This window comes from Caballeronia humi, assembly GCF_001544475.1.
In the GTDB taxonomy this organism is placed as follows: Bacteria; Pseudomonadota; Gammaproteobacteria; order Burkholderiales; family Burkholderiaceae; genus Caballeronia; species Caballeronia humi.
Genome location: NZ_FCNW02000014.1, coordinates 105603 through 128281 on the forward strand (window position 1 = coordinate 105603; position 22679 = coordinate 128281).

Below are 22679 nucleotides of genomic sequence, written 5' to 3' on the forward strand. Positions count from 1 at the left end.
TTTAACGGGGGATTTTAGCACGCGAGCCCGGCGGAGCCTGTGTCCGCGTGGGGCGGCGCGTCCAGCGGGCCGCCGCCGTCAGAGGCTCGAAAGCTTCGGATGGCCGAGCGCTTTGCGATTGCCCCGCGCGTTACAATCGATGGGTCGCGCTCGCGCCCACAGACCCAGAAAATGAGCCGTTTTTCGCCGAATTCAAGGCCGCCGCCGCAGCGATTCGATCCCCGCAAACCGCAAGCCGTGTCGGATTTGCTCGGCCGGACTGACGCGTTTCGCGCTTTGCGCGCGGGCGTCGAGCAGATGGCGGCGCTGCAGCGCGACTTATCGACGCTGCTGCCGGATTATCTGGCGTCGAGCGTCGAGCCGGGGTTTATCAAGGACGGCGTTCTGGCGCTCTTTGCAGGCCACAACGCACTCGCGGCGCGCTTGCGGCATATCGAACCGCGTCTTCTCGCCGACTTGCAGCAGCGCGGCTGGGCGGTGGATTCGCTGAAGATTCGTGTGCGTCCGCAGTCGATGAAGGAGAGCGCGCCGCCGAAGCAGGCGCGCATGTCGGCGGCTGGCGCCGACGCCCTGCAGCACCTCGCCGAGACGCTCGAACCGTCGCCGCTTCAGGAGGCGCTCGCGAAGATGGCCGCGCGTCATCAGGCGAAAGCGCAAAAAAAATGAGCGGCGCTTTCGCTGCCGCTCATTCCTCGACTGACTTCCCAGCTAGATTCAAATTCAGGCGAATGCCGTCTGCGTGTCGAAGCCAAAACCGCGCGGGGCTTTTTGCGTGTCGTCGAACGTGACGATTTCGTAGGCGTCTTCATGCGCCAGCAATTCGCGCAGCAGCATGTTGTTCAGCGCGTGACCGCCCTTGTAAGCGGTGTACGACGCAAGCAGCGGATGACCAACCACATACAAATCGCCGATTGCGTCGAGCATTTTGTGCTTCACGAATTCGTCGTCGTAACGCAGGCCGTCGTTATTCAAAATGCGGTATTCGTCCAGCACGATCGCGTTATCCATGCTGCCGCCGCGCGCGAGGCCCAGCTCGCGCATCATCTCGACTTCATGCGCAAAACCAAATGTGCGAGCACGCGCGATTTCACGGACATATGACGTATGGGCAAAATCGACCTCCAGCGCCTGACCGGTTTTATCGACGGCCGGATGACGAAAATCGATCGTGAATTGCAGCTTGAAACCGAAATACGGTTCGAGGCGCGCGAATTTATCGCCGTCGCGAATTTCGACGGGCTTCGTCACCTTGATGAATTTTTTCGGAGCATTCTGCTCTTCGATTCCTGCCGATTGAATCAGAAACACGAACGAAGCGGCGCTTCCGTCCATGATCGGGATTTCTTCAGCAGTCACATCGACATACAAATTATCGATGCCGAGACCCGCGCACGCCGACATCAAATGCTCGATCGTGGAAACGCGCGCGCCGTCTTTCTGCAGCACGGACGCAAGACGTGTATCGCCGATCGCCATGGCCGACGCGGGGATATCGACCGGCGTAGGCAGGTCGATACGCGAAAACACGATACCGGTGCCAGCCGGCGCCGGCTTCAGCGTCAACTCGACCTTCCGGCCCGAATGCAGGCCGATACCGACAGTCTTCACGACAGCTTTGATTGTTCTTTGCTTCAACATGATTTTTCCGCTTCGATTAACTTTCCCTATAAAGAGAATTAATCGTAAATATGCATTCAATAGCACGAATTATACTCCATCCGCTGCGGCGCGTCTTGAAAGGGAGCGTGTGAATCTGTTTCCCTGTGTTACGCCCGCTAATGCCCAACGGCGCGGATTGAGGAAGCAGAACGGGCCGATGACCGGAATGGAGGCATTTCCGGTCATCGGCCCAAAGTCACGATGATGACGAGGGTGTCATTTTTTGTTGTCCCGCTACAACGCAGGCCAACGAGACACCGCTGCGATCAGCGCAACGTCGCCAGGATGCTTTCAGCGTCGCTGACTTCGAACTTGCCGGGCGCTTCGACATTGAGCGTCTTGACCACGCCGTTGTCGACCACCATCGCGTAGCGCTGGGAACGGATTCCCATGCCACGCTCCGACAAATCCTGATCCAGACCGAGTGCCTGGGTGAAACGCGCGGCGCCGTCGGCGATCATCTTCACCTTGCCCGAGGTTTGAAGATCGCGTCCCCACGCGCTCATCACGAACGCGTCGTTGACGGAAACGCACCAGATTTCGTCGATGCCAGCGGCGGTCAACCGCTCCGCCGCTTCGACATAACCCGGTACGTGTTTCGCAGAACAGGTTGGCGTGAACGCGCCCGGCAATCCGAAGATCACCACGCGTTTGCCTGCTGTCCGTTCGCGCACCTGGAACCCGTTCGGTCCCACGGCGCAGCCTTCGCCCGCGACTTCGACAAACTCGAAGAGGCGTGCATCCGGCAACGTGTCACCCACTTTGATCATGCTCGGTCCTTAGCTCGTCAGTGCTTTCGCAACCTCGCGAAACAACTTTATGCCGCAAGAGCGAGACGGAATCGGCTTCAGATCAAACGCTCGTCGTGCAAATCAAGCGCCATCCGTGGAGGTCGGCTGGCCACGGCCTGGCGTCCAGAAAAGGACGCGGCCTTGGACAGTCGCCCCATCAGCCCGATTCGTCAGGCTCCGCGTTCCGCTTCACGCGTGCAGTGCGCCGCACCACACCGAGTCAGCAAGAAACGTGCAGCTTTCTTCAGCTTTCTCAGTCGGCTTGCTTGCGCAGGAACGCCGGAATGTCATACGTATCGACGCCCTTTTCCTGCAGCGCCTGAACGTGCGAAGCCGCCGTTTCACGCGTCGAACGCCACACCGCCGGGGTATCCAGCGCGCCGTAATCCGTCGCGTGCGATTGCTGCGGCGCGTAGCTGTGCTGCGGCGAATGCGAGATCGGCTGGTTGTCGGTGCCGGTGCGCAGCAGCGTCATCGGTGCGGCTTGCTGCTTATTCTTCGCCGCGCGGCCGAGACCCGTCGCCACCACCGTCACGCGCAGAGCGTCGCCCATTGCGTCATCGTAGACCGCGCCAAAAATAACAGTGGCATCTTCAGCAGCATAGCTCTTGATCGTGTTCATCACTTCGCGCGTTTCCGACAGACGCAACGAACGGCTCGACGTGATGTTCACCAGCACGCCACGCGCACCCGACAGATCGACGCCTTCCAGCAGCGGGCTTGCGACAGCCTGCTCGGCAGCCAGACGCGCGCGATCGACGCCGGCGACCGTCGCCGTGCCCATCATCGCCTTGCCCTGCTCGCCCATCACCGTCTTCACGTCTTCGAAGTCGACGTTGACCAGACCGTCGACGTTGATGATTTCCGCGATGCCGGCCACAGCGTTGTTCAGCACGTCGTCGGCGCACTGGAAGCACTTGTCCATCTCGGCGTCGTCGCCCATCACCTCGAACAGCTTGTCGTTCAGCACGACGATCAGCGAATCGACGTGATCCTCCAGTTGCTGCGAGCCCGCTTCAGCGACGCGCATGCGGCGGCCACCTTCGAACTCGAACGGCTTGCTGACGACACCAACCGTCAGAATCCCCATTTCCTTCGCGATCTGCGCGACGACCGGCGCGGCGCCCGTGCCCGTGCCGCCGCCCATGCCGGCGGTGATGAACACCATGTGCGCGCCGCGCAGTGCATCGGCGATACGCTCGCGTGCGTCTTCAGCCGCGGCCTTGCCCATGTCCGGCTTGGCGCCCGCTCCGAGACCCGTATTGCCGAGCTGGATTACCGTGGTCGCGCGCGAACGGGCGAGCGCTTGCGCGTCGGTGTTCATGACGATGAAGTCGACGCCCTGCACGCCGCGGTTGATCATATGCTGCACGGCATTGCCGCCAGCGCCACCAACTCCGACGACCTTGATGATCGTTCCGTTGGTTTCCGTTTCCAGCATTTCGAAATCCATGTTGCCTCCGTCAAGATGAAAAGCGGCGTTATTCGGCGAGGGATCGGGCAACCCCTTGTCGCGCGCCAGCCGCCGGCACCAGCGCGTATTTTTTTGCTGCGTTTTTCGTTACAACTCTCAGTGATGCTTTTTTTTAGAAGTTCCCGAGGAACCAGTCCTTCATCCTCGTGAACACCTGTCCCATCGATCCTGACTGCACCGCGACCTTGCGGCCGCGCATGCGTTGCGAGCGTCCTTCGACGAGCAAGCCCATTGCCGTCGAATAACGCGGATTGCGCACGACATCCGCGAGACCGCCCGCGTACTCCGGCACGCCGATGCGCACCGGCTTCAGGAAAATGTCTTCGCCGAGCTCGACCATGCCGGGCATCATCGATGCACCGCCGGTCAGCACGACGCCGCTGCTCAGCAACTCCTCGTAGCCCGACTCGCGCACGACCTGCTGCACGAGCGAGAACAGCTCCTCGACGCGCGGCTCCACCACCGCCGCCAGCGCCTGCCGCGACAGCGTGCGCGGACCGCGCTCGCCGAGTCCCGGCACTTCGATCATTTCGTCCGGGTCGGCCAGCGCCTGCTTCGCGATGCCGTAGCTCACCTTGATGTCTTCCGCGTCGGGCGTCGGCGTGCGCAGCGCCATCGCGACGTCGCTCGTGATCTGGTCGCCGGCGATCGGGATCACGGCCGTGTGACGGATCGCGCCTTCGCTGAAGATCGCGATATCGGTCGTGCCGCCGCCGATATCCACGAGCACGACGCCCAGTTCCTTCTCGTCCTCGGTCAGCACCGCCAGCGACGACGCGAGCGGTTGCAGAATCAGGTCGTTCACTTCGAGCCCGCAACGGCGCACGCACTTCACGATGTTCTGCGCCGCGCTCACCGCGCCCGTGACGATATGCACCTTCACTTCCAGCCGGATGCCGCTCATGCCGATCGGCTCGCGCACGTCTTCCTGGCCGTCGATGATGAATTCCTGCGTCAGGATGTGCAGCACCTGCTGATCGGTCGGGATGTTGATGGCCTTCGCCGTCTCGATCACGCGCGCGACGTCCGTCTGCGTGACTTCCTTGTCCTTGATCGCGACCATGCCGCTCGAATTGAAGCTGCGGATATGGCTGCCCGCGATGCCGGTGAACACGTTTGTGATCTTGCAATCGGCCATCAGTTCCGCTTCTTCGAGCGCGCGCTGAATCGACTGCACCGTGGCCTCGATATTGACCACGACGCCTTTCTTCAACCCCTTCGAATCGTTCTGGCCGAGTCCGATCACCTCGTAGTGGCCTTCGCCCTTTAATTCGGCGACGATCGCCACCACCTTCGACGTCCCGATGTCGAGGGCGACCAGCAGGTCTTTGTAGTCTTTGCTCATAGCGTGCTCATTGCCTGTGATGTCTGCTTACTTCTTGGCTTTGTCGGTGTCGCTGATGAAACGCATGCCGGCAGCCCGTATTGCGAAGCCGTTCGGATAGCGCAAATCCGCGTATTCGATGTCATTTCCCCACCGCCCCGTCACCGACGACCACGCCGACACGAAACGGCGGCTGCGGTCGAATAAAGTGTCCTGATTGCGCTCGCGGCCAAGTTCGACCTGCGTGCCGTTCGAGAGCTTCACCGTCCACGCGAAACGCGGCGACAGGATCACTTCGTCCGGATGCGCGTCGAGCGGCGCGAACCACTTCGTGAAATCGCGATACCGTGCGACCACTTCCTTCGCCGTGCCTTCCGGGCCGTCGAACGCGGGCAAGTCGTCGTCGAGCTCGCCCTGGTTCGCCGTGAAAAGCTCGCCGTCGACGCTCACGAGCTGATCACTGCCCCACGTGCCGAGCGGCTTGAATTCCTCGAGCGTCACGGCGAGCGCATTCGGCCACACGCGGCGCACGCTCGCGTGACGCACCCACGGCATCTGTTCGAACGCGGTGCGCGCCGTATCGAGATCGACGGTGAAGAAGTTGCCCTTCAGCCGCCCGACGACGCTCGCGCGCACCGTTGGCGAATTGATGTGGGACGTATCCCCGTCGATCTGGATCTCGCGGAGGCGAAACTCGGGACGCTGGATCGCCCAGTACCCCGCGGCGGCCAGCAGCAGGAGCACGAGCAGCACGTGCAGCGCATTGGCGGCGAGGTTGAGTTGGCGAGCGTTGTTCCACATGTTTCGGCTTCAGTCCTTTCAGTTTTTCAGCGTCAGCGACAGCACCTTCACGACGAGGTCCTGATAGCTGATCCCGACCGCGCGCGCTGCCTTCGGCGGCAGCGAGTGATCGGTCATGCCAGGCGCCGTGTTCACTTCCAGGAAATACGGATTGCCGTCCGCATCGAGCATGAAATCGGCGCGGCCCCAGTCGGTGCAGCCGAGCATGTCGAAGGCGCGCTGCGTCAGTTGCTTCATGCGCGTTTCCTCGGCAGGCGTGAGGCCGCAGGGAATCAGATATTGCGTGTCGTTCGCGATGTACTTCGCGTGGTAGTCGTAGAACTCGCCCGCCGGCACGATCTTGATGACCGGCAGATCGAGATCGCCCGCGATGCAGCAGGTGAACTCGCCGCCGCCTTCGATGCTCTTCTCGACGATCACGATCTTGTCGAATTTCGCCGCTTCGATGAGCGCCGGCGCCAGCGCCTCGGCGCTTTTCACTTTGATGACCGCGACGCTCGATCCCTCGCTTGCCGGCTTCACGAAGAGCGGCAGGCCAAGCTTCGCGACGATCTCATGCGCGCGCGCGTCGTAGTCGTCACCGCGCAGGACGGTTTCGAACGGCGGCGTCGGCACGCCGGTCTGCTGCCACACGAGCTTGGTGCGCAGCTTGTCCATGCCGAGCGCCGAGCCGAGCACGCCGCTGCCCGTATAGCGGATGCCGTAGAAATCGAGCGCGCCCTGCAACTGGCCGTTCTCGCCATACCCGCCGTGCAGCGCGATGAACGCGCGCACGAAACCTTCAGCCTTCAGTTCCGAGAGCGGACGTTCGGCCGGATCGAACGGATGCGCGTCGATGCCTGCGTCGCGCAGGCCTTGCAGCACGAGGCGTCCGGAATTGAGCGACACCTCGCGCTCGGCCGAATTGCCGCCGAGGAGCACTGCCACCTTGCCGAATGCTTTCGGATCGATCTGATTCACGCTTTGGCCCGTTGTTTCGTTCATTTCAGTTATTGCGATTGCTGTTCTTGCGTGATGCGCCCGCACACGCCGCCGATCGACCCCGCGCCCATCGTGATCACCACGTCGCCGTTACGCGCGATAGTGGCGAGCGCGTCCGGCATCTCATCGACCGTTTCGACGAACACCGGCTCGACCTTCCCCGCGACGCGAATCGCGCGCGCGAGCGCCCGGCCGTCGGCGGCGACGATTGGCGCTTCCCCCGCCGAATAGACTTCGGTGAGCACGAGCGCATCGACGGTGGAGAGCACTTTCACGAAGTCCTCGAAACAGTCGCGCGTGCGCGTGAAGCGATGCGGCTGGAACGCAAGCACGAGCCGCCGGCCGGGAAACGCGCCGCGCGCCGCCGCGACCGTCGCGGCCATTTCGACCGGGTGATGGCCGTAGTCGTCGATCAGCGTGTACGCGCCGCCGTTCACCTTCACTTCGCCGTAGCGCTGGAAGCGCCGGCCCACGCCGTTGAATTCCGCTAGCGCACGCTGGATATCGGCATCCGCGACTTCGAGTTCGGTCGCGATCGCGATCGCCGCCAGCGCGTTCTGCACGTTGTGCGTGCCCGGCAGGTTCAGCGTGATGTCGAGAGGCGGCGCGTCTTCGCGCAGCGTCGTGAAGTGCATGCGGCCGTCGCGCGCCTCGACGTTCACCGCGCGCACCTGCGCCTCGGCGCCGAGACCGTAGCGAATGATCGGCTTCGACACGAACGGCAGGATCTCGCGCACATTCGGATCGTCGACGCACAGCACCGCGATGCCATAGAACGGCAACCGGTGCGTGAATTCGATGAACGCCTGCTTGAGCCGCGCGAAGTCGTGGCCGTAGGTGTCCATGTGATCGGCGTCGATGTTCGTGATTACTTCGATCACCGGAAAGAGATTCAGGAACGATGCGTCCGACTCGTCGGCTTCCGCGACGATGAAGTCGCCCGTGCCGAGCCGCGCATTCGCGCCCGCACTGATCAGGCGCCCGCCGATCACGAAGGTCGGATCGAGCCCGCCCGCCGCGAGCACGCTCGCGACGAGCGAGGTCGTCGTGGTCTTGCCGTGCGTGCCGGCGATCGCGATGCCCTGCTTCAGGCGCATCAGTTCAGCGAGCATCACTGCGCGCGGCACGATCGGAATCCGGCGATGGCGCGCGGCGAGCACTTCGGGATTGTCGGACCGCACGGCCGTTGACACGACGACCGCGTTCGCGCCTTCGATGTTCTGCGCGTCATGCCCGACGGCGACGCGCGCGCCGAGCCCGATCAGCCGCTCGGTGACCGCGTTCTTCGAGAGATCGGAGCCGCTCACCTGATAGCCGAGGTTGAGCAGCACTTCGGCGATGCCGCTCATCCCCGCGCCACCGATTCCGACAAAGTGAATATGCTTGACGATGTGTTTCATTTCGAATCCTTCAGCGCTTCGGCGCTTTCGCCCACGCCCATGCTCATGCCGGCGACGTCGGCGCATACCTTGGCGACGCGCTCGGTCGCGTCGGGTTTCGCCAGTTCGCGCGAACGCACGGCCATTTCGGCGAGCGATGCGCGCGTCTGGCTCTGCAACCAACCGGCGAGTGTGTCCGCCGTGAGGTCGCGTTGCTGTATCAGTTGCGCCGCGCCGTTCTTTTCGAGGAACGCGGCATTCGTGGTCTGGTGATCGTCGACGGCAAACGGGAACGGCACGAAGAGCGCCGCCACGCCGACCGCCGCGATCTCGGAGACCGTCATCGCGCCCGAGCGGCAGATCACGAGATCGGCGGCCGCGTAGGCGCTCGCCATGTCTTCGATGAACGGCACAAGTTGCAGGTCTTCGCCGCGCTGCAATCCGGCCGCCGCGTAGTTCGCTTCGAGCGCTTCGATATGCTTCGCGCCCGCCTGATGCACGATGCGCGGACGCATCGAAGGATCGAGCAGGGCGATGGCTTTAGGCACCGTTTCGTTCAACGCCGCCGCGCCCAGACTGCCGCCGACGATCAGCACGGAAAGCGGCCCGGAGCGAGCGGCGTAGCGTTCTTTGGGTGACAACGCGCGCGCAAGTTCCGCACGAATCGGATTACCGGTCCATTCGGCGTTCGGCAGCGCGTTCGGGAACGCAACCAGTACGCGTTTCGCAAGATGCGCGAGCACTTTGTTCGCGAGTCCCGCGATCGAATTCTGTTCGTGCAGCACGAGCGGGCAGCCCGCGAGCTTCGTCATCAGGCCGGCCGGGAACGTGATGTAACCGCCCATGCCGAGCACGACGTCCGGCTTCACGCGGCGCAGCGCCGCGAGGCTTTGCGAGCATGCGCGCATGAGGTTCACGGGCAGCATCAGCTTCGTCGTGATGCCTTTGCCGCGCACGCCGCCGAAGCGCACGTATTCCATCGGGATGCCGTGCTTCGGGACGAGCGTCGCTTCCATGCCCGCCGCGTTGCCGAGCCAGACCACGCGCCAGCCGCGCGCCTGCATCCAGTGGGCGACCGCGAGCCCCGGGAACACGTGTCCGCCGGTGCCGCCCGCCATCACCATCAGCGTGCGCGAGCCGCGTGCGCCCGATGCGCTCATACCTTCCCTCCGCGCATCAGCACTCGATTCTCGTAGTCCACGCGCATCAGCACCGCGAGCGCGACGCAATTCAGCAAGATGCCCGAGCCGCCGTAACTGACGAGCGGCAACGTGAGGCCCTTCGTCGGCAGGAGGCCGAGGTTCACGCCCATGTTGATGAAGGTCTGCGCGCCGAACCAGATGCCGACGCCTTTCGCCATCAGCCCCGCGAACGTGCGATCGAGCGCGAGCGCCTGACGGCCGATCTCGAACGCGCGCCGCACGATCCAGTAGAACATCAGGATCACGACGATCACGCCGATAAAGCCCAGTTCCTCGCCGATCACCGCGAGGATGAAATCGGTATGCGCTTCGGGCAGGTAGTTGAGCTTCTCGACGCTGCCGCCGAGTCCCACGCCGAACCATTCGCCGCGCCCGAACGCGATCAGCGAGTGCGTCAGCTGATAGGCCTTGCCTTGCGCGTAACGGTCGTCCCACGGATCGAGGTAGGCGAAGATCCGCTCGCGACGCCACGGCGATGCCCACACGAGCAGCGCGAACGTGCCGACCGCCGTCGCGACGAGCCCGCCGAACAGCTTGCCGTTCACGCCGCCGAGAAACAGCACGCCCATCGCGATCGCCGCGATCACCATGAATGCGCCCATGTCCGGCTCGAGCAGCAGCAACGCCCCGACCGCGCCGACCGCGACCGCCATCGGCAAAAAGCCGCGGCCGAAGCTATGCATGAACTCTTGCTTGCGCACGGTGTAGTTGGCGGCGTAGATCGTCACAGCGAGCTTCATGATTTCCGACGGCTGCATGTTCGTGATGCCGAGCGGAATCCAGCGCCGCGCGCCGTTCACGCCCTTGCCGAGGTGCGGGACCAGCACGATCACGAGCAGCACCAGCGCGGCGAGGAAGAGCTTTGGCGCGTATTTGTCCCACGCGGAGACCGGAATCTTGAACGCGACGATCGCGCCGACCACGGCGGTGGTCACCGAGATCAGGTGGCGCACGAGAAAGTGGTAGTCACGGTATTGCGCGTATTTCGGCGAATCGGGCATGGCGATCGATGCCGAATACACCATCACGATGCCGAGTGCGAGCAGCGCGATCGTCACCCAAAGCAGCGAGTGATCGTAATCGAGCAGGCGCGAGCGGACCGGGCGCACACCGTTGACGGCGCTCGAAATGCCGCCGTCGCGTTCCGCCGTGTGCGCGCCGCCGAGGTTGCTCGTGCGGCTCATGCGGCCGCCGAGCGCGGCGCTGTCGTTGGCGACCGCGTTGCGCTGTCCCGTGAGTTTCGATCCAAAGCGTTCGGACCAGCTCATAGCATCACTCCCCGCACGGCGGCGATTTCTTCGATCGCGTGACGAAACACGTCCGCGCGATGTGCGTAGTTCCTGAACATGTCGAGGCTCGCGCACGCCGGCGAGAGCAGCACGGCGTCGCCCGGTTGCGCGAGTTGCGTGGCGGCTTGCGTCGCCGCTTCGAGCGTCGCGTGGTCCTGCAGTTCGACGCCGGTTTCCGCCAGCACCTCGCGGATACGGGGCGCATCGCGTCCGATCAGCATCACCGCGCGGCACCAGCGCGCGACGGGCGCGACGAGCGGCGAGAAATCCTGCCCCTTGCCGTCGCCGCCGGCGATCAGCACGACGCGCTGCGCGAGCCCGTCGAGCGCCGCGACGGTCGCGCCGACGTTGGTGCCCTTGCTGTCGTCGACGTAATCGATGCCGTCGATTTGCGCGATCACTTCCACGCGATGTGGCTCACCGCGATATTCGCGCAAGCCGTGCAGGAGCGCGGCGAGCGGCAAGCCGATCGCGCGCGCGAGCGCCAGTGCCGCCAGCGCGTTAGCCGCGTTGTGCAAGCCGCGGATACGCAATGCGTCGGCGGGCATCAGGCGCTTCGAGAACAAATCCGGCGCGGCGGCTTCCTGCTTGCGGCGGCGCGTTGGCGCGGGCTCGTCGCTGGCGTCGCGGTCGTGTCCTTGCGCGAGCCACAGGATGTCGTTGTCGCGCAGCAGACCGTAGTCGCCCACCCGCGCCGGTTCGTCCAGGCCAAACGTCACCACGCTCGGCGAGCCTTGCGCGAGCGCCATGGTGCGGGCGTCGTCGCGGTTCAGCACGCGGACAGTACGCGTGCCGAAAATGCGGCCCTTGGCTGCCGCGTAGGCGTCGAGGCCGCCGTGCCAGTCGAGGTGATCCTGCGTGATATTCAGCACGGCGGCAGCGTCCGGAGCGAACGTGTGCGCCGTCTCAAGCTGAAAACTCGACAATTCGAGCACCCAGACATCGGGCAGCGCGGTGTTGTCGATGGCGTCGGAAAGCTTGTCCAGCATGGCCGGGCTGATATTGCCCGCCACGGCCACCGTCTTGCCCGCGCGCTCGCAGAGCAGGCCCGTGAGCGCGGTGGTCGTGGTTTTGCCGTTGGTCCCGGTGATCGCGACGACTTTCGGCGCGTACCCGTTCACCGCAAGCGACCGGAGCGCCTGCGCGAACAGTTCGAGTTCGCCCCACACGGGAATGCCGCGTTCGCGGGCGGCATCGATGAGCGGTCTGAGATCTTCAGCCAGCGGTGACAGCCCCGGGCTGATCGCGACGATTTCGATACCGCCGTCCAGCAGCGCAGGCGTAAACGCGCCACCGACGAACTCTGCGTCGATCTTGTGAGCCGCCAGTTCGGAAAGGTTGGGCGGCGTCTCCCGCGTATCGGCGATCCGCAGCCGGCACGCGTGCCTGGCGCACCAGCGCGCCATCGCGAGGCCGGATTCACCGAGCCCCAGCACGAGCACCATCGGACTTTGCCGATCCAGAAACTTCTCGCCAAACATCGCTTTAACCTTTCTCTGACAACGATTCAACGCAACTTGAGCGTGGAGAGCCCGAAGAGACACAACATCAGCGTGATGATCCAGAAACGCACGACGACCTGCGTTTCGGTCCAGCCCGACAACTCATAGTGGTGATGCAGCGGCGCCATCTTGAAGACGCGCCGTCCTTCGCCGTAGCGGCGCTTCGTGTACTTGAACCAGAACACCTGCAGCATCACCGACAGCGTTTCCGCCACGAAAATACCGCCCATGATGAAGAGCACGATTTCCTGCCGCACGATCACGGCGATCGTGCCGAGCGCGCCGCCGAGCGCGAGCGCGCCGACATCGCCCATGAAAACCTGCGCGGGGTGCGTGTTGTACCAGAGGAACGCTAGCCCCGCGCCGCCCATCGCCGAGCAGAAAATCAGCAGTTCGCCCGCGCCGGGAATGTGCGGGAACAGCAGGTATTTCGAGTACACCGAGCTGCCCATCACGTAAGCGAACGCGCCAAGCGATGCGCCCACCAGCACGACGGGCATGATCACAAGGCCGTCGAGACCGTCGGTGAGATTCACGGCGTTGCTCGCGCCGACGATCACGAAATACGTCAGCGCGATGAAGCCCCACACGCCTAGCGGATAGCTGATCGCCTTGACGAACGGCAGCATCAGGTCGGCGCGCGCGGGCAGGCCCATCGAAAGGCCGCTCCTCACCCACGCCATGAAGAGATCGAAGACGCGTGCGTTGTTCGCCTCGGACACGCTGAACGCCAGATACACGGCCGCGAACAAGCCGATCACCGATTGCCAGAAATATTTCTCGCGCGACGACATCCCGCGCGGGTCCTTGTGGACCACCTTGCGGTAGTCGTCCACCCAGCCAATCACGCCGTAGCCGAACGTGACGAGCATCACGATCCACACGAAGCGGTTCGTGAGATCGGCCCAGAGCAGCGTCGACACGGCGATGCCGAGCAGGATCAAAACGCCGCCCATCGTCGGCGTGCCGGATTTGACGAGATGCGTCTGCGGGCCGTCCTTGCGCACGGCCTGGCCGACTTTCATCGCCGTCAGTTTGCGGATCACCCACGGTCCGCAAACGAGGCCGATCAGAAGCGCCGTCGCCGTGGCACCCACGGCGCGGAACGTGATGTAGATGAACACGCGCATGAAGCTGGCGTCATTCTGGAGCCATTGCGCGAGTGCGAGTAGCATGCTGGTCCTTCTCTTCTATTCAGTGTGCGCCGGGCGCTGTGCCCGGAGCGGGTTGGTGTGGACTCGTCACGGCGTCCACCACGCGTTCCATCTGCATGAAACGCGAGCCTTTCACGAGAAACGTTGCGCCAGGTCCGAAACCGGCGCGCTTCAGTGCTGCAATGAGTTCCTGCACATCGGTGAAGTGCTTCGCGCTCTTGTTCGATGCCGCCGAATGGAACGCCTTCGCCGACGCGGCGCTGGCGTCGCCTAACGCGTAGAGCGCGTCGATGCCGCGTTCCGCCGCATACGCGCCGACTTCGCGATGAAACGCCGGACCCTGGTCGCCGACTTCGCCCATGTCGCCCATCACGAGGACGCGCGGCGACGCCTGCGCTGCCAGCACGTCGATGGCGGCGCGCATCGAATCCGGGTTCGAGTTGTACGTATCATCGATGACGGTCGCGCCTTCGATCGCTTCAATGGCCGCGCGCTTCACCTGCAGGCGCCCTTTCACCGGCTCGAAAGCTTCGAGACCGCGCTTGATCGCATCGAGCGAAACGCCCGCTGCCAATGCCGCCGACGTTGCCGCGAGCGCGTTGCGCGCGTTGTGCTCGCCGAGCACGCGCAGCGCGACCGTGAGCGGGCCCTGCGGCGTGACGATTTCGACGTTGGTCCCTTCGACGCGGCCCGTCACCGCCGCCTTCGACGGATCGCCGGACAGCGCGAAGTCGATGATCGGATTGCCCGTCGCGGCGACACGCCAGATGCTGGCGTAGGCATCGTCGGCGGGGAAAACAGCCGTGCCGGTCTCGCCGAGCGCGTGGATCACCGACGCGTGCTCCAGCGCGACCGCTTCGACGGTCGCCATGAATTCCTGATGCTCGCGCTGCGCGTTGTTCACGACCGCAACCGTCGGCGCCGCGATCTTGCCGAGCGCGTCGGTTTCGCCTGGGTGGTTCATGCCGAGCTCGACCACGGCGAGCCGATGCTGCGCATTCAGACGAAACAACGTGAGCGGCAAACCGATGTCATTGTTGAAATTGCCCGCCGTCGCCATGCGCGCTTCGACGCCGACCGCCGCCGCAAAGATCGACGCGATCATTTCCTTGACCGTCGTCTTGCCGTTGCTGCCGGTGACGGCAACGAGCGGCATCGTGAAGCGCTTGCGCCATCCGTTCGCAAGCGCACCGAGCGCCGCGCGCGTGTCCTTTACCTTGATGACAGGAAGGGACACATCAGCGGGCACGCGTGAAACAAGTGCCGCCGAGGTCCCGCGCTCCGCCACCTGTTTCAGGAAATCATGCGCATCGAAACGATCGCCCTTCACCGCGACGAACAGATCCCCGACCTGTGCCGTGCGGCTATCCGTCGAGACGCGGTCGAACGCGACGTTTTCATCGCCAACGACGACAGCGCCCGGAATCAGCGTGGCGGCTTCGCGCAAGGTGAACATCGTCATTCGCCACCTCCGCGCGTATGCGTGACGCGTGCGGCGAGCGCGAGGCGCGCGTGATCCTGATCGGAGAACGCGCGTTTCTTTCCCATGATTTCCTGCGTGGCTTCGTGCCCTTTTCCGGCCAGCACGATCACGTCCTCCTTCGCCGCCGTGCGGATCGCCTGAAGGATCGCGCTCGCGCGGTCTTCGATACGGCGCGCCTTCGACGCATCGCTCATGCCGGCCGCGATCTGGTCGATGATCGCTTGCGGGTCTTCGCTGCGCGGGTTGTCGCTCGTGATCACCACTTGATCCGCGAGCTTTTCCGCGATCGCGCCCATCAACGGACGTTTCGTGGCGTCGCGGTCGCCGCCGCAGCCGAACATGCAGACGAGCTCGCCGCTGCGAGCTTCTGCGATCGGGCGCAATGCGGCGAGGGTTTTGTCAAGCGCGTCGGGCGTGTGCGCGAAGTCGATCACGACGAGCGGTTCGTCGCTCTGCAACCGGCCGCCGAGACGCTGCATGCGTCCGTTCACCGATTCGAGCTTCGTGATCTGCGCGAGCGCGCCGTTGAGCGGGACGCCCGTTTCGAGCAGCGCGCCGAGCACCGCGAGCAGGTTGCTCACGTTGAACACGCCGAGCGTGCCGACTTCGACGTCCGCTTGGCCCCAGTCGGAAGCCAGGTGGAACGCCGTGCCGTTCGCCGTCGCGCGGACGTTGGTGGCGAGCAGCATCGCGTCGGCGCGCGGCGCAGCTTCAGCCGCGATTTCGACGCCGTACGCAATCGTGCGGACCTTGCCGCGCAACGCTTCGATCAGGCGCTGGCCGGCGGCATCGTCGCGATTGACGATCGCCGCCTTCAGCGACGGCCACGCGAAAAGGCGCGCCTTCGCGGCTTCGTACGCGTCGAACGTGACGTGGTAGTCGAGGTGGTCCTGCGTGAGATTCGTGAAGATCGCGATGTCGAAATTTGTGCCGTTCACGCGCCCCTGATGCAGCGCATGCGACGACACTTCCATCACGACGCCCTGCGCGCCATCGGCCTTCAATTGCGCGAGATTGCGCTGGAGTTGCGGTGCGTCGGGCGTGGTGAAGCCGCTCGCGACGAGCTTGCCCGGCATCCCGATCCCGAGCGTACCGACGATCGCGCACGGACTGCCGAGCGCGGTCAACGCGGTGGCAAGCCACTGGCTGCACGACGTTTTGCCGTTCGTGCCGGTCACACCGACGGTCAGCATCGAATCGGTCGGTTCGCCATACCATGCGGCGGCGATCGGACCGGCGAGTTCATTCAGCGCCTTCACAGCAAGCGTTTTCGAGGCGTCCGGCTTGCCGACAAAGTTTTCCGGTTGATACAGCGCAGCGGCCGCGCCGCTCGCAAGCGCGGCGTCGATGTACTGGCGGTTGTCCGCGCCATCGACGGCGTACGCGAAAAACACGTCGCCGCTTTTCAGCGAGCGCGTGTCGGCGTGGAGTTGCGCGGTTGGTTGCGCGTGCGCGCGCAACCATTGCACGGCCTGCGCGATGTCCTTCTGCGCCTTCGACTTCGTGGAAGCGTTCATCGAACCACTCCCGGATGCGTCTTGTTGCTGCTCGATACCGCGAGCTTTTTGGCGTTCTGTGGCGCCGTCGTCGCGGCCGGCTGGGACGCCGCGCCCGATTCGTCGTTGACGACCATCTGCTTGACCGGCATGTCGGGCGGGACATTGAGCGCGCGCAGCGTATCGCCGGCGATCGCCGAGAATACCGGCCCCGACACCTGTCCGCCGAAGTGGCTGCCGACCGTCGGTTCATCGACGGAAACCGCTACCACGATGCGCGGATTCGGCATCGGCCCCATGCCGACGAACGACGCGCGATATTTCGATTTGTCGTAGCCGCGGCCCGCGTGCTTGTACGCCGTGCCGCTCTTGCCGCCGACGCGATAGCCCGGCACCGCCGCATCCGGCGACGTGCCGCCCTTTGCGGTCACGGTTTCGAGCATCGCGCGGACTTCACGCGCGGTGGTCGGCGCGAAGACCTGCGAGCCCTGCACCGGCTGGTCGCCGGGCGTGCGAAAAATTGAAACGGGCACCACCTGGCCGTCGTGCGCGATCGTCGTATAGGCGCGCGCGAGCTGGAACAGCGACGCTGACAGTCCATAGCCGTACGACATCGTCGCCTGCTCGATGCGGCGCCAGCTTTTCCACGGCCGCAGACGCCCGGAGACCGCGCCCGGGAAGCCGACCTTCGGCGCCTGTCCCAGGCCGATGCTCGTATACATGTTCCACATTTCTTCCGGGCGCAGTTGCATAGCGATCTTGGTCGCGCCGATATTGCTCGACTTCTGGATCACGCCGCCGACCGTCAGCGTGCCGAAACCGGCGTCGTCGGTGATGCGCGCGCCGTCGAGGACGAACACGCCGCCGCCCGTCTCCACGAGCGTATTCGGCGACACGCGATGCAGATCCAGCGCGAGCGACACCGTAAACGGCTTCATGATCGAGCCGGGCTCGAAGGTGTCCGTGAGGATGCGGTTGCGCAACTGCTCGCCGGTCATCCGCGAGCGGTCGTTCGGGTTGTATGTGGGATAGTTGACGAGCGCGAGCACTTCGCCCGTCTTCACGTCGATCACGATTGCCGCGCCTGCCTTCGCCTTCGACTTCTCGACCGCCGCCTTCAGGTTCGTGTACGCGATGTACTGGATCTTGCTGTCGATCGAGAGATCGACGTCCGTGCCGTTATGCGGCACGACCTGTTCGTCCACGTCCTCGATGATGTGGCCCATCCGGTCCTTGATCACACGTCGCATGCCCGGCGTGCCGGCCAGCACGTGCTGGTCGCCGAGTTCGACGCCTTCCTGGCCCTTGTCTTCAATATTAGTAAAGCCGATCAGATGCGCGGTGATTTCGCCTTCCGGATAGAAGCGCTTGTATTCGCCGCGCGAGTAAATGCCCGGAATGTCGAGCGCCGCGACTTTTTGCGCGGTTTCGAGCGGAACCTGGCGTTTCACGTAGACGAAGGTCTTGTCGACCGACAATTTCGCGCGCAATTCCTTCTGCGTCATGTCGAGCAGTTTCGACAATTCGGCGAGTTTCTCCGCTCCGAGGTTGTCCGGCACGGCTTCTGGGATCGCCCAGATCGCCTTGACGGGAAGACTCGTCGCGAGCACGAGGCCGTTGCGGTCGCGAATCTGGCCGCGCGTAGCCGGGAGTTCGAGCGTGCGCTGATAGCGGCTCTCGCCCTGTTTCTTGAAAAACGCGTTGCCAGGGCCCTGGATCCAGAACGCGCGCGCGGCGAGCGCGACGAATGCCATGAACAACAGGAACACGACGAACTTCGAGCGCCACATCGGCAGGCGCACGGAAAGGATCGGGTTGGGCGTGAACGCAACGCCCTTCTGCTTCGCGGATTTCTTCATCGCTTCGCTCCGCGCGCAGGAGGCGCCGACGCCGGCAGCGGCGGCGGCATGGGGGCATCGGCGGCCTTGGAGGTCGCCGGATCGTAGGTGAGGTATTGCGTGCGGCCGGTGCTCACGGGCTGCATCTTCAAGGAGGTAGTCGCCAACTGCTCGATGCGCGACGTTTTGGACAACGCGCTCTGCTGATACTGCAACTGCGAGTAATCCTGCTGAAGCTGGCGCTCCTGCGACTGCGCCCGCTGCAATTCGATGAAAATCTGCCGCTGCTGATTGGTCGCACTGACGACCGACAACGCGCACCCGAGCACGACGATCAACAGGAAAATGTTGAGGCGGTTCATGGCGCGATCCGCTCCGCGATACGCATCACGGCGGAACGGGCGCGCGGGTTGCCTGCGACTTCGGCGTCGCTCGCAAATACCCGGCCGACGATCCGCATCGGCGGGCTGGGCAGATCGACGGCGCGGATCGGCAGGCGACGATCGACCGCAGGCGCGCTTGCGTGCGCCTGCATGAACCGTTTGACGATCCGATCCTCGAGCGAATGAAAGCTGATCACGACCAGCCGGCCCCCTTGCTCCAGCAAACCCAATGCGTGTTCCAGGACTACCTGCAGCTCCGCAAGCTCTTGATTGATGTGAATCCGTATAGCCTGAAAGGTGCGGGTTGCCGGATCCTTGCCCTTCTCACGGGTTTTGACGACGTGACCCACGATTTGGGCAAGCTCGCTCGTGCTGACGAGAGGCCCAAGACGGTCGGACTCTGCCCGGCGAGCAACAAGCGCCTTTGCAATCTGAAAAGCAAACCGTTCTTCCCCATAATCTCTGATCACCTCCGTCAATTCCTGCACCGTTGCCCGCGCGAGCCACTCGGCCGCCGACTCGCCGCGAGTCGGGTCCATCCGCATGTCGAGCGGGCCCTCGGCCCTGAAGCTGAAGCCGCGACCCGGATCGTCCACCTGCGGCGACGACACCCCCAGATCCAGCAACACACCCGATACCCGCGCTACTCCTCGTTCGCTCGCCGCGTCGCGCAGGGCAGCAAAGCTGTCGTGCACGATCGAAAAGCGTGAGTCCTCTATTTGTTGCGCCGTGGCGATGGCAAGCGGATCTTTGTCGAAAGCGATCAGACGCCCCGTTTCCCCCAGCTTCGCCAATACCGCACGACTGTGGCCGCCGCGCCCGAACGTGCCATCTATATAGATACCGTCCGTGCGCGTGACCAATGCATCTACCGCTTCATCCAGCAGCACCGTGCGATGCTGCAACTCGTTTCCCATCGCAGGTGCCATGTTGATCAGCGCCGCGTCAGAAAGTGAAATTCTTGAGCGACTCGGGCATGCCCTGCGCCATCGCCGCCGCTTCCTTCGCGGCGTAGGTGTCCGCGTCCCATAACTCGAAGCGGTTACCCATGCCGAGCAGCGTCACGTTCTTTTCGAGCGATGCCGCCGAGCGCAACTCCGGCGACACGAGCACGCGCCCCGCCGTGTCGAGTTCGACGTCCATTGCGTTGCCAAGGAAAATGCGCTGCCACCAGCCGGCTTCCATCGGAAGTGCGGCGACTTTTGCGCGAAAGACTTCCCACTCCGGGCGAGGAAAGAGCAACAGACATCCATCCGGGCTCTTCGTGAGCGTCACCCGGCCTTCTGCCTGTGCTTGCAGCGCTTCCCGATAGCGAGACGGAACCGACATCCGTCCTTTCGCATCGAGCGTCAGCGCCGACGCCCCCTGGAACACTCGCCCTCTCCCCTTTTGACGGCGCCATGCCGGCGCCACCGCTCTGTCGAAAATATGCCGGAAAGTGCGTTCGAAATCACACGAAAATACACTTTCTCACACCTTCTCCCACTTTAGAGGAACGCATTTGTAGGGTCAAGGCTCAGACCTTTTATTTGATAGTTTTTGTTTTCCAGAACAAGGACTTAGCGCGCGAGCTTGAAGTAGCCCGGGAATTGAAAACCGTTATGAATGAAAGAGCTAGTGCGGGTTCTGAAGGTAGTACGTGAAATGCGCAGGGGAAACGCTCGAACCGTAAAGGTTCTGCAAGGCGGATTCGCGGCATTGCGCGGATAACGAGGGGATAACGCGCGCGGTGGGATGTTGTCCCACCGCACGAGGTGGGTCAGATTCGATACGCCGTGGTCGTCATCACTTTCGATGCCGCCTTCATCAGTGCGCGAATCGGAAACGGAACTTCGGATCCGCCCGCCGCCACCGCCGCCGACGCGTGCGCGCTCTCATCAAGCCGCATCTGCTCGACGATCGCCCGCGACGCGAGATCGTTCGCCGGCAGCTTCTTCATATGGCCGTCGAGATGATGCTCGACCTGGCGCTCGGTTTCCGCCATGAAGCCGAGGCTCGCGCGATCGCCAAATCGCCCGGCGACGAACCCAATCGCAAGCGATCCGGCGTACCACAACGGATTCAGCAGGCTCGGCCGCGAATCGAGGTCCTTCAGACGTTGCGTGGTCCACGCGAGGTGGTCTTCTTCCTCACGCGCGGCGCGCTCGAAATCGTCCTTGAGCGCGCGCGAGTGAGTGGCGAGTTTCTGGGCCTGATAAAGCGCCTGTGCACACACCTCGCCGACGTGATTCACACGCATCAGCCCCGCCGAATGCGCCTTCTCCTCGTCGGTAAGATCCGGCGCCTGCGACGGCATGCCGAACTCATCGACGTGACCGGCCGCCTTCGATTCGGGAACCGGACGCGACATGCGGCTTACGCCCGCCATCGATCGCAATCCGCGATCGAACTCCGTAATCAGTTCGTCAAGCGTCATTCGCATCTCCCTTCAGCCAGCCTTTTCAAGACGTTCACCCTTCGCGATCCTGAGCAATCCGCAAGCTTCCGTCCTTCTCTCAATAAAGCCCTGGAAACTTGTCCCGCTTTGGAATTAGGGGAAACCCCGGTCGCAAAAATGAGCGGAACCGGGATTTTAGCGCATGTTGCGTAAACGTCACAGGGCACGACCAGACGGTCGGCTTTTCCTTTGTTCGCAAAAGCCTCTTTGTTACATTACGTCCAACTTCTTTTGGAAGCACCCGGCGGGGACGTCAACACACTGGCACGAAGAACAGTGACCTTGCCAACAGTTTCAACATCCTTGGAGATCATTTCAATGAAAAAGTCGCTTCTCGCTCTGGCCGCATTGGGCACGTTCGCAGGTGCCGCTCAAGCACAGAGCAGCGTGACGCTGTACGGCATCATCGACGCTGGCTTCGTGTACAACAACAATAGCGCAGGTCAAAAGCTGTACTCGCTGAACAGCGGCAACCTGCAGGGCAGCCGTTGGGGCCTGCGTGGTACGGAAGATCTGGGTGGCGGTCTGAAGGCCATCTTCGTGTTGGAAAACGGCTTCAACGTGATGAACGGCCGTCTGGGCCAAGGCGGCGACGAGTTCGGCCGTCAAGCCTACGTGGGCCTGTCGACGGCTCAGTTCGGTACGGCAACCCTCGGTCGTCAGTACGACTCCGTGGTTGACTACACCGGCGCGCTGGAAGTCGGTAGCCAGTGGGCGACGTACTTCGGCGCACACCCGGGCGACCTGGACAACATGAACAACTCGAATCGCGTGAACAACGCGATCAAGTACACGAGCAACGACTACGCCGGCTTCAAGTTTGGCGGTCTGTACAGCCTCGGCGGCGTGGCTGGCCAGTTCAACCGCAACCAGATCTGGTCGGTGGGTGCGGGCTACAACCGCGGCCCGCTGCAATTGGGCGCAGGTTACTTGAACGTCAAGAACCCGAACAGCTCGTTCTTCGGCAACAACGCTACGTCGAGCACGACGGGTTCGAACATGGGCGGCAGCCTCGTGTACTCGGGCTACGCTTCGGCGCACGAGCAGCAAGTGATTTCGGCTGGCGCCGCGTACACGATCGCCGCAGCAACGATCGGCGCAACGTACAGCAACACGCAGTTCAAGGACGTGGGCACGGACGGCGGCGCCGCTCTGAACCCGGTTGGCTACACCGGCGGCACGGCCAAGTTCCACAACGCCGAAATCAACTTCAAGTATCAGCTGACGCCGGCACTGTTGCTCGGCCTGGCCTACGACTACACGAAGGGCTACGGCCTGAACGACGCGAAGTACCACCAAGGCATGGCCGGCGTGGACTACTTCCTGTCGAAGCGCACGGACTTCTACGTCGCAGGCGTGTACCAGCACGCTTCGGGCACGGACTCGACGAACCAGACGGCTCGCGCGAACATCAATGGCCTGACGGCGTCGTCGACGTCGAACCAGGTTGCTGCGATCGTCGGCATCCGTCACAAGTTCTAATAAG

The 22679-nt window shown here is 63.5% G+C and carries 20 protein-coding genes; 2 read left to right on the forward strand and 18 right to left on the reverse strand.

The annotated features are described in order from the left end of the window. Positions 1 to 171 precede the first annotated feature (171 nt). Positions 172 to 666 (forward strand): DciA family protein, encoded by a 495-nt coding sequence (locus tag AWB65_RS15590; protein ID WP_087668037.1) that lies wholly within the window; start codon positions 172 to 174, stop codon positions 664 to 666. A gap of 54 nt (positions 667 to 720) precedes the next feature. On the opposite strand, the gene lpxC is transcribed toward AWB65_RS15590, so the two are convergent. The 18 genes from lpxC to coq7 form a co-directional block, all read right to left on the reverse strand. Further along, complete coding sequence (gene lpxC / locus AWB65_RS15595; RefSeq protein WP_087668010.1) at positions 721 to 1638, reverse strand: UDP-3-O-acyl-N-acetylglucosamine deacetylase; 918 nt, start codon at positions 1636 to 1638, stop codon at positions 721 to 723. A gap of 287 nt (positions 1639 to 1925) precedes the next feature. Then, positions 1926 to 2429 carry a peroxiredoxin gene (locus tag AWB65_RS15600; RefSeq protein ID WP_087668011.1) on the reverse strand — a complete coding sequence of 168 codons (504 nt, stop codon included), beginning with the start codon at positions 2427 to 2429 and terminating at the stop codon, positions 1926 to 1928. A 274-nt stretch (positions 2430 to 2703) separates the two neighbouring features. Further along, a complete protein-coding gene (ftsZ, locus tag AWB65_RS15605) occupies positions 2704 to 3903 on the reverse strand; it encodes a cell division protein FtsZ (protein ID WP_087668012.1) in 1200 nt (399 codons plus the stop codon). 133 nt (positions 3904 to 4036) lie between these two features. Continuing rightward, complete coding sequence (gene ftsA, locus AWB65_RS15610; protein WP_087654785.1) at positions 4037 to 5269, reverse strand: cell division protein FtsA; 1233 nt, start codon at positions 5267 to 5269, stop codon at positions 4037 to 4039. Between the two features lie 27 nt (positions 5270 to 5296). Further along, entirely contained in the window at positions 5297 to 6049 is a 753-nt protein-coding gene (locus AWB65_RS15615) for a cell division protein FtsQ/DivIB (RefSeq protein ID WP_087654786.1), read from the reverse strand. An 18-nt stretch (positions 6050 to 6067) separates the two neighbouring features. Continuing rightward, positions 6068 to 7009 (reverse strand): D-alanine--D-alanine ligase, encoded by a 942-nt coding sequence (locus AWB65_RS15620; protein WP_087668038.1) that lies wholly within the window; start codon positions 7007 to 7009, stop codon positions 6068 to 6070. A 29-nt stretch (positions 7010 to 7038) separates the two neighbouring features. Further along, the gene (murC, locus tag AWB65_RS15625; protein WP_087668013.1) at positions 7039 to 8430 is read right to left on the reverse strand and encodes a UDP-N-acetylmuramate--L-alanine ligase; all 1392 of its coding nucleotides are present in this window, start codon (positions 8428 to 8430) and stop codon (positions 7039 to 7041) included. After that, on the reverse strand, positions 8427 to 9569 hold the full coding sequence (gene murG, locus AWB65_RS15630) for an undecaprenyldiphospho-muramoylpentapeptide beta-N-acetylglucosaminyltransferase (protein WP_087668014.1): 1143 nt from the start codon (positions 9567 to 9569) through the stop codon (positions 8427 to 8429). The genes murC and murG overlap by 4 nt, the downstream gene beginning before the upstream one ends. After that, on the reverse strand, positions 9566 to 10879 hold the full coding sequence (gene ftsW / locus AWB65_RS15635; RefSeq protein ID WP_087668015.1) for a putative lipid II flippase FtsW: 1314 nt from the start codon (positions 10877 to 10879) through the stop codon (positions 9566 to 9568). The genes murG and ftsW overlap by 4 nt, the downstream gene beginning before the upstream one ends. Then, a complete protein-coding gene (murD, locus tag AWB65_RS15640) occupies positions 10876 to 12381 on the reverse strand; it encodes a UDP-N-acetylmuramoyl-L-alanine--D-glutamate ligase (protein WP_087668016.1) in 1506 nt (501 codons plus the stop codon). Before murD ends, ftsW begins: the two co-directional genes overlap by 4 nt. Before the next feature lie 26 nt (positions 12382 to 12407). Beyond that, a complete protein-coding gene (gene mraY, locus AWB65_RS15645; protein WP_025496821.1) occupies positions 12408 to 13577 on the reverse strand; it encodes a phospho-N-acetylmuramoyl-pentapeptide-transferase in 1170 nt (389 codons plus the stop codon). 19 nt (positions 13578 to 13596) lie between these two features. After that, on the reverse strand, positions 13597 to 15018 hold the full coding sequence (locus AWB65_RS15650) for a UDP-N-acetylmuramoyl-tripeptide--D-alanyl-D-alanine ligase (RefSeq protein ID WP_087668017.1): 1422 nt from the start codon (positions 15016 to 15018) through the stop codon (positions 13597 to 13599). Continuing rightward, positions 15015 to 16556: a UDP-N-acetylmuramoyl-L-alanyl-D-glutamate--2,6-diaminopimelate ligase gene (locus tag AWB65_RS15655; RefSeq protein ID WP_087668018.1), complete on the reverse strand. Its 1542-nt coding sequence runs from the start codon at positions 16554 to 16556 to the stop codon at positions 15015 to 15017. The genes AWB65_RS15650 and AWB65_RS15655 overlap by 4 nt, the downstream gene beginning before the upstream one ends. Then, complete coding sequence (locus AWB65_RS15660; RefSeq protein WP_087668019.1) at positions 16553 to 18394, reverse strand: peptidoglycan D,D-transpeptidase FtsI family protein; 1842 nt, start codon at positions 18392 to 18394, stop codon at positions 16553 to 16555. The genes AWB65_RS15655 and AWB65_RS15660 overlap by 4 nt, the downstream gene beginning before the upstream one ends. Next, positions 18391 to 18735 (reverse strand): cell division protein FtsL, encoded by a 345-nt coding sequence (ftsL, locus tag AWB65_RS15665; RefSeq protein WP_025584319.1) that lies wholly within the window; start codon positions 18733 to 18735, stop codon positions 18391 to 18393. The genes AWB65_RS15660 and ftsL overlap by 4 nt, the downstream gene beginning before the upstream one ends. Then, complete coding sequence (gene rsmH / locus AWB65_RS15670; protein WP_087668020.1) at positions 18732 to 19685, reverse strand: 16S rRNA (cytosine(1402)-N(4))-methyltransferase RsmH; 954 nt, start codon at positions 19683 to 19685, stop codon at positions 18732 to 18734. The genes ftsL and rsmH overlap by 4 nt, the downstream gene beginning before the upstream one ends. Positions 19686 to 19701: 16 nt before the next feature. Then, complete coding sequence (mraZ, locus tag AWB65_RS15675) at positions 19702 to 20130, reverse strand: division/cell wall cluster transcriptional repressor MraZ (RefSeq protein ID WP_087668021.1); 429 nt, start codon at positions 20128 to 20130, stop codon at positions 19702 to 19704. A 385-nt stretch (positions 20131 to 20515) separates the two neighbouring features. Further along, on the reverse strand, positions 20516 to 21172 hold the full coding sequence (gene coq7 / locus AWB65_RS15680) for a 2-polyprenyl-3-methyl-6-methoxy-1,4-benzoquinone monooxygenase (protein WP_087668022.1): 657 nt from the start codon (positions 21170 to 21172) through the stop codon (positions 20516 to 20518). A gap of 339 nt (positions 21173 to 21511) precedes the next feature. Between coq7 and AWB65_RS15685 the strand changes: the two genes are divergently transcribed. Beyond that, positions 21512 to 22675, forward strand: a complete 1164-nt coding sequence (locus AWB65_RS15685; RefSeq protein ID WP_087668023.1) for a porin — start codon at positions 21512 to 21514, stop codon at positions 22673 to 22675. Positions 22676 to 22679: the final 4 nt, after the last annotated feature.

What these genes read in the sequence shown, in the direction of transcription:
- AWB65_RS15685 (WP_087668023.1), top strand. Translation starts at nt 21,512, where the DNA reads ATGAAAAAGTCGCTTCTCGCTCTGGCCGCATTGGGCACGTTCGCAGGT.
- AWB65_RS15600 (WP_087668011.1), bottom strand. Translation starts at nt 2,429, where the DNA reads ATGATCAAAGTGGGTGACACGTTGCCGGATGCACGCCTCTTCGAGTTT.
- murG (WP_087668014.1), bottom strand. Translation starts at nt 9,569, where the DNA reads ATGAGCGCATCGGGCGCACGCGGCTCGCGCACGCTGATGGTGATGGCG.
- AWB65_RS15615 (WP_087654786.1), bottom strand. Translation starts at nt 6,049, where the DNA reads ATGTGGAACAACGCTCGCCAACTCAACCTCGCCGCCAATGCGCTGCAC.
- AWB65_RS15660 (WP_087668019.1), bottom strand. Translation starts at nt 18,394, where the DNA reads ATGAAGAAATCCGCGAAGCAGAAGGGCGTTGCGTTCACGCCCAACCCG.
- AWB65_RS15655 (WP_087668018.1), bottom strand. Translation starts at nt 16,556, where the DNA reads ATGAACGCTTCCACGAAGTCGAAGGCGCAGAAGGACATCGCGCAGGCC.
- ftsW (WP_087668015.1), bottom strand. Translation starts at nt 10,879, where the DNA reads ATGAGCTGGTCCGAACGCTTTGGATCGAAACTCACGGGACAGCGCAAC.
- mraY (WP_025496821.1), bottom strand. Translation starts at nt 13,577, where the DNA reads ATGCTACTCGCACTCGCGCAATGGCTCCAGAATGACGCCAGCTTCATG.
- lpxC (WP_087668010.1), bottom strand. Translation starts at nt 1,638, where the DNA reads ATGTTGAAGCAAAGAACAATCAAAGCTGTCGTGAAGACTGTCGGTATC.
- ftsZ (WP_087668012.1), bottom strand. Translation starts at nt 3,903, where the DNA reads ATGGATTTCGAAATGCTGGAAACGGAAACCAACGGAACGATCATCAAG.
- murC (WP_087668013.1), bottom strand. Translation starts at nt 8,430, where the DNA reads ATGAAACACATCGTCAAGCATATTCACTTTGTCGGAATCGGTGGCGCG.
- AWB65_RS15590 (WP_087668037.1), top strand. Translation starts at nt 172, where the DNA reads ATGAGCCGTTTTTCGCCGAATTCAAGGCCGCCGCCGCAGCGATTCGAT.
- ftsL (WP_025584319.1), bottom strand. Translation starts at nt 18,735, where the DNA reads ATGAACCGCCTCAACATTTTCCTGTTGATCGTCGTGCTCGGGTGCGCG.
- coq7 (WP_087668022.1), bottom strand. Translation starts at nt 21,172, where the DNA reads ATGACGCTTGACGAACTGATTACGGAGTTCGATCGCGGATTGCGATCG.
- ftsA (WP_087654785.1), bottom strand. Translation starts at nt 5,269, where the DNA reads ATGAGCAAAGACTACAAAGACCTGCTGGTCGCCCTCGACATCGGGACG.
- rsmH (WP_087668020.1), bottom strand. Translation starts at nt 19,685, where the DNA reads ATGGCACCTGCGATGGGAAACGAGTTGCAGCATCGCACGGTGCTGCTG.
- murD (WP_087668016.1), bottom strand. Translation starts at nt 12,381, where the DNA reads ATGTTTGGCGAGAAGTTTCTGGATCGGCAAAGTCCGATGGTGCTCGTG.
- AWB65_RS15650 (WP_087668017.1), bottom strand. Translation starts at nt 15,018, where the DNA reads ATGACGATGTTCACCTTGCGCGAAGCCGCCACGCTGATTCCGGGCGCT.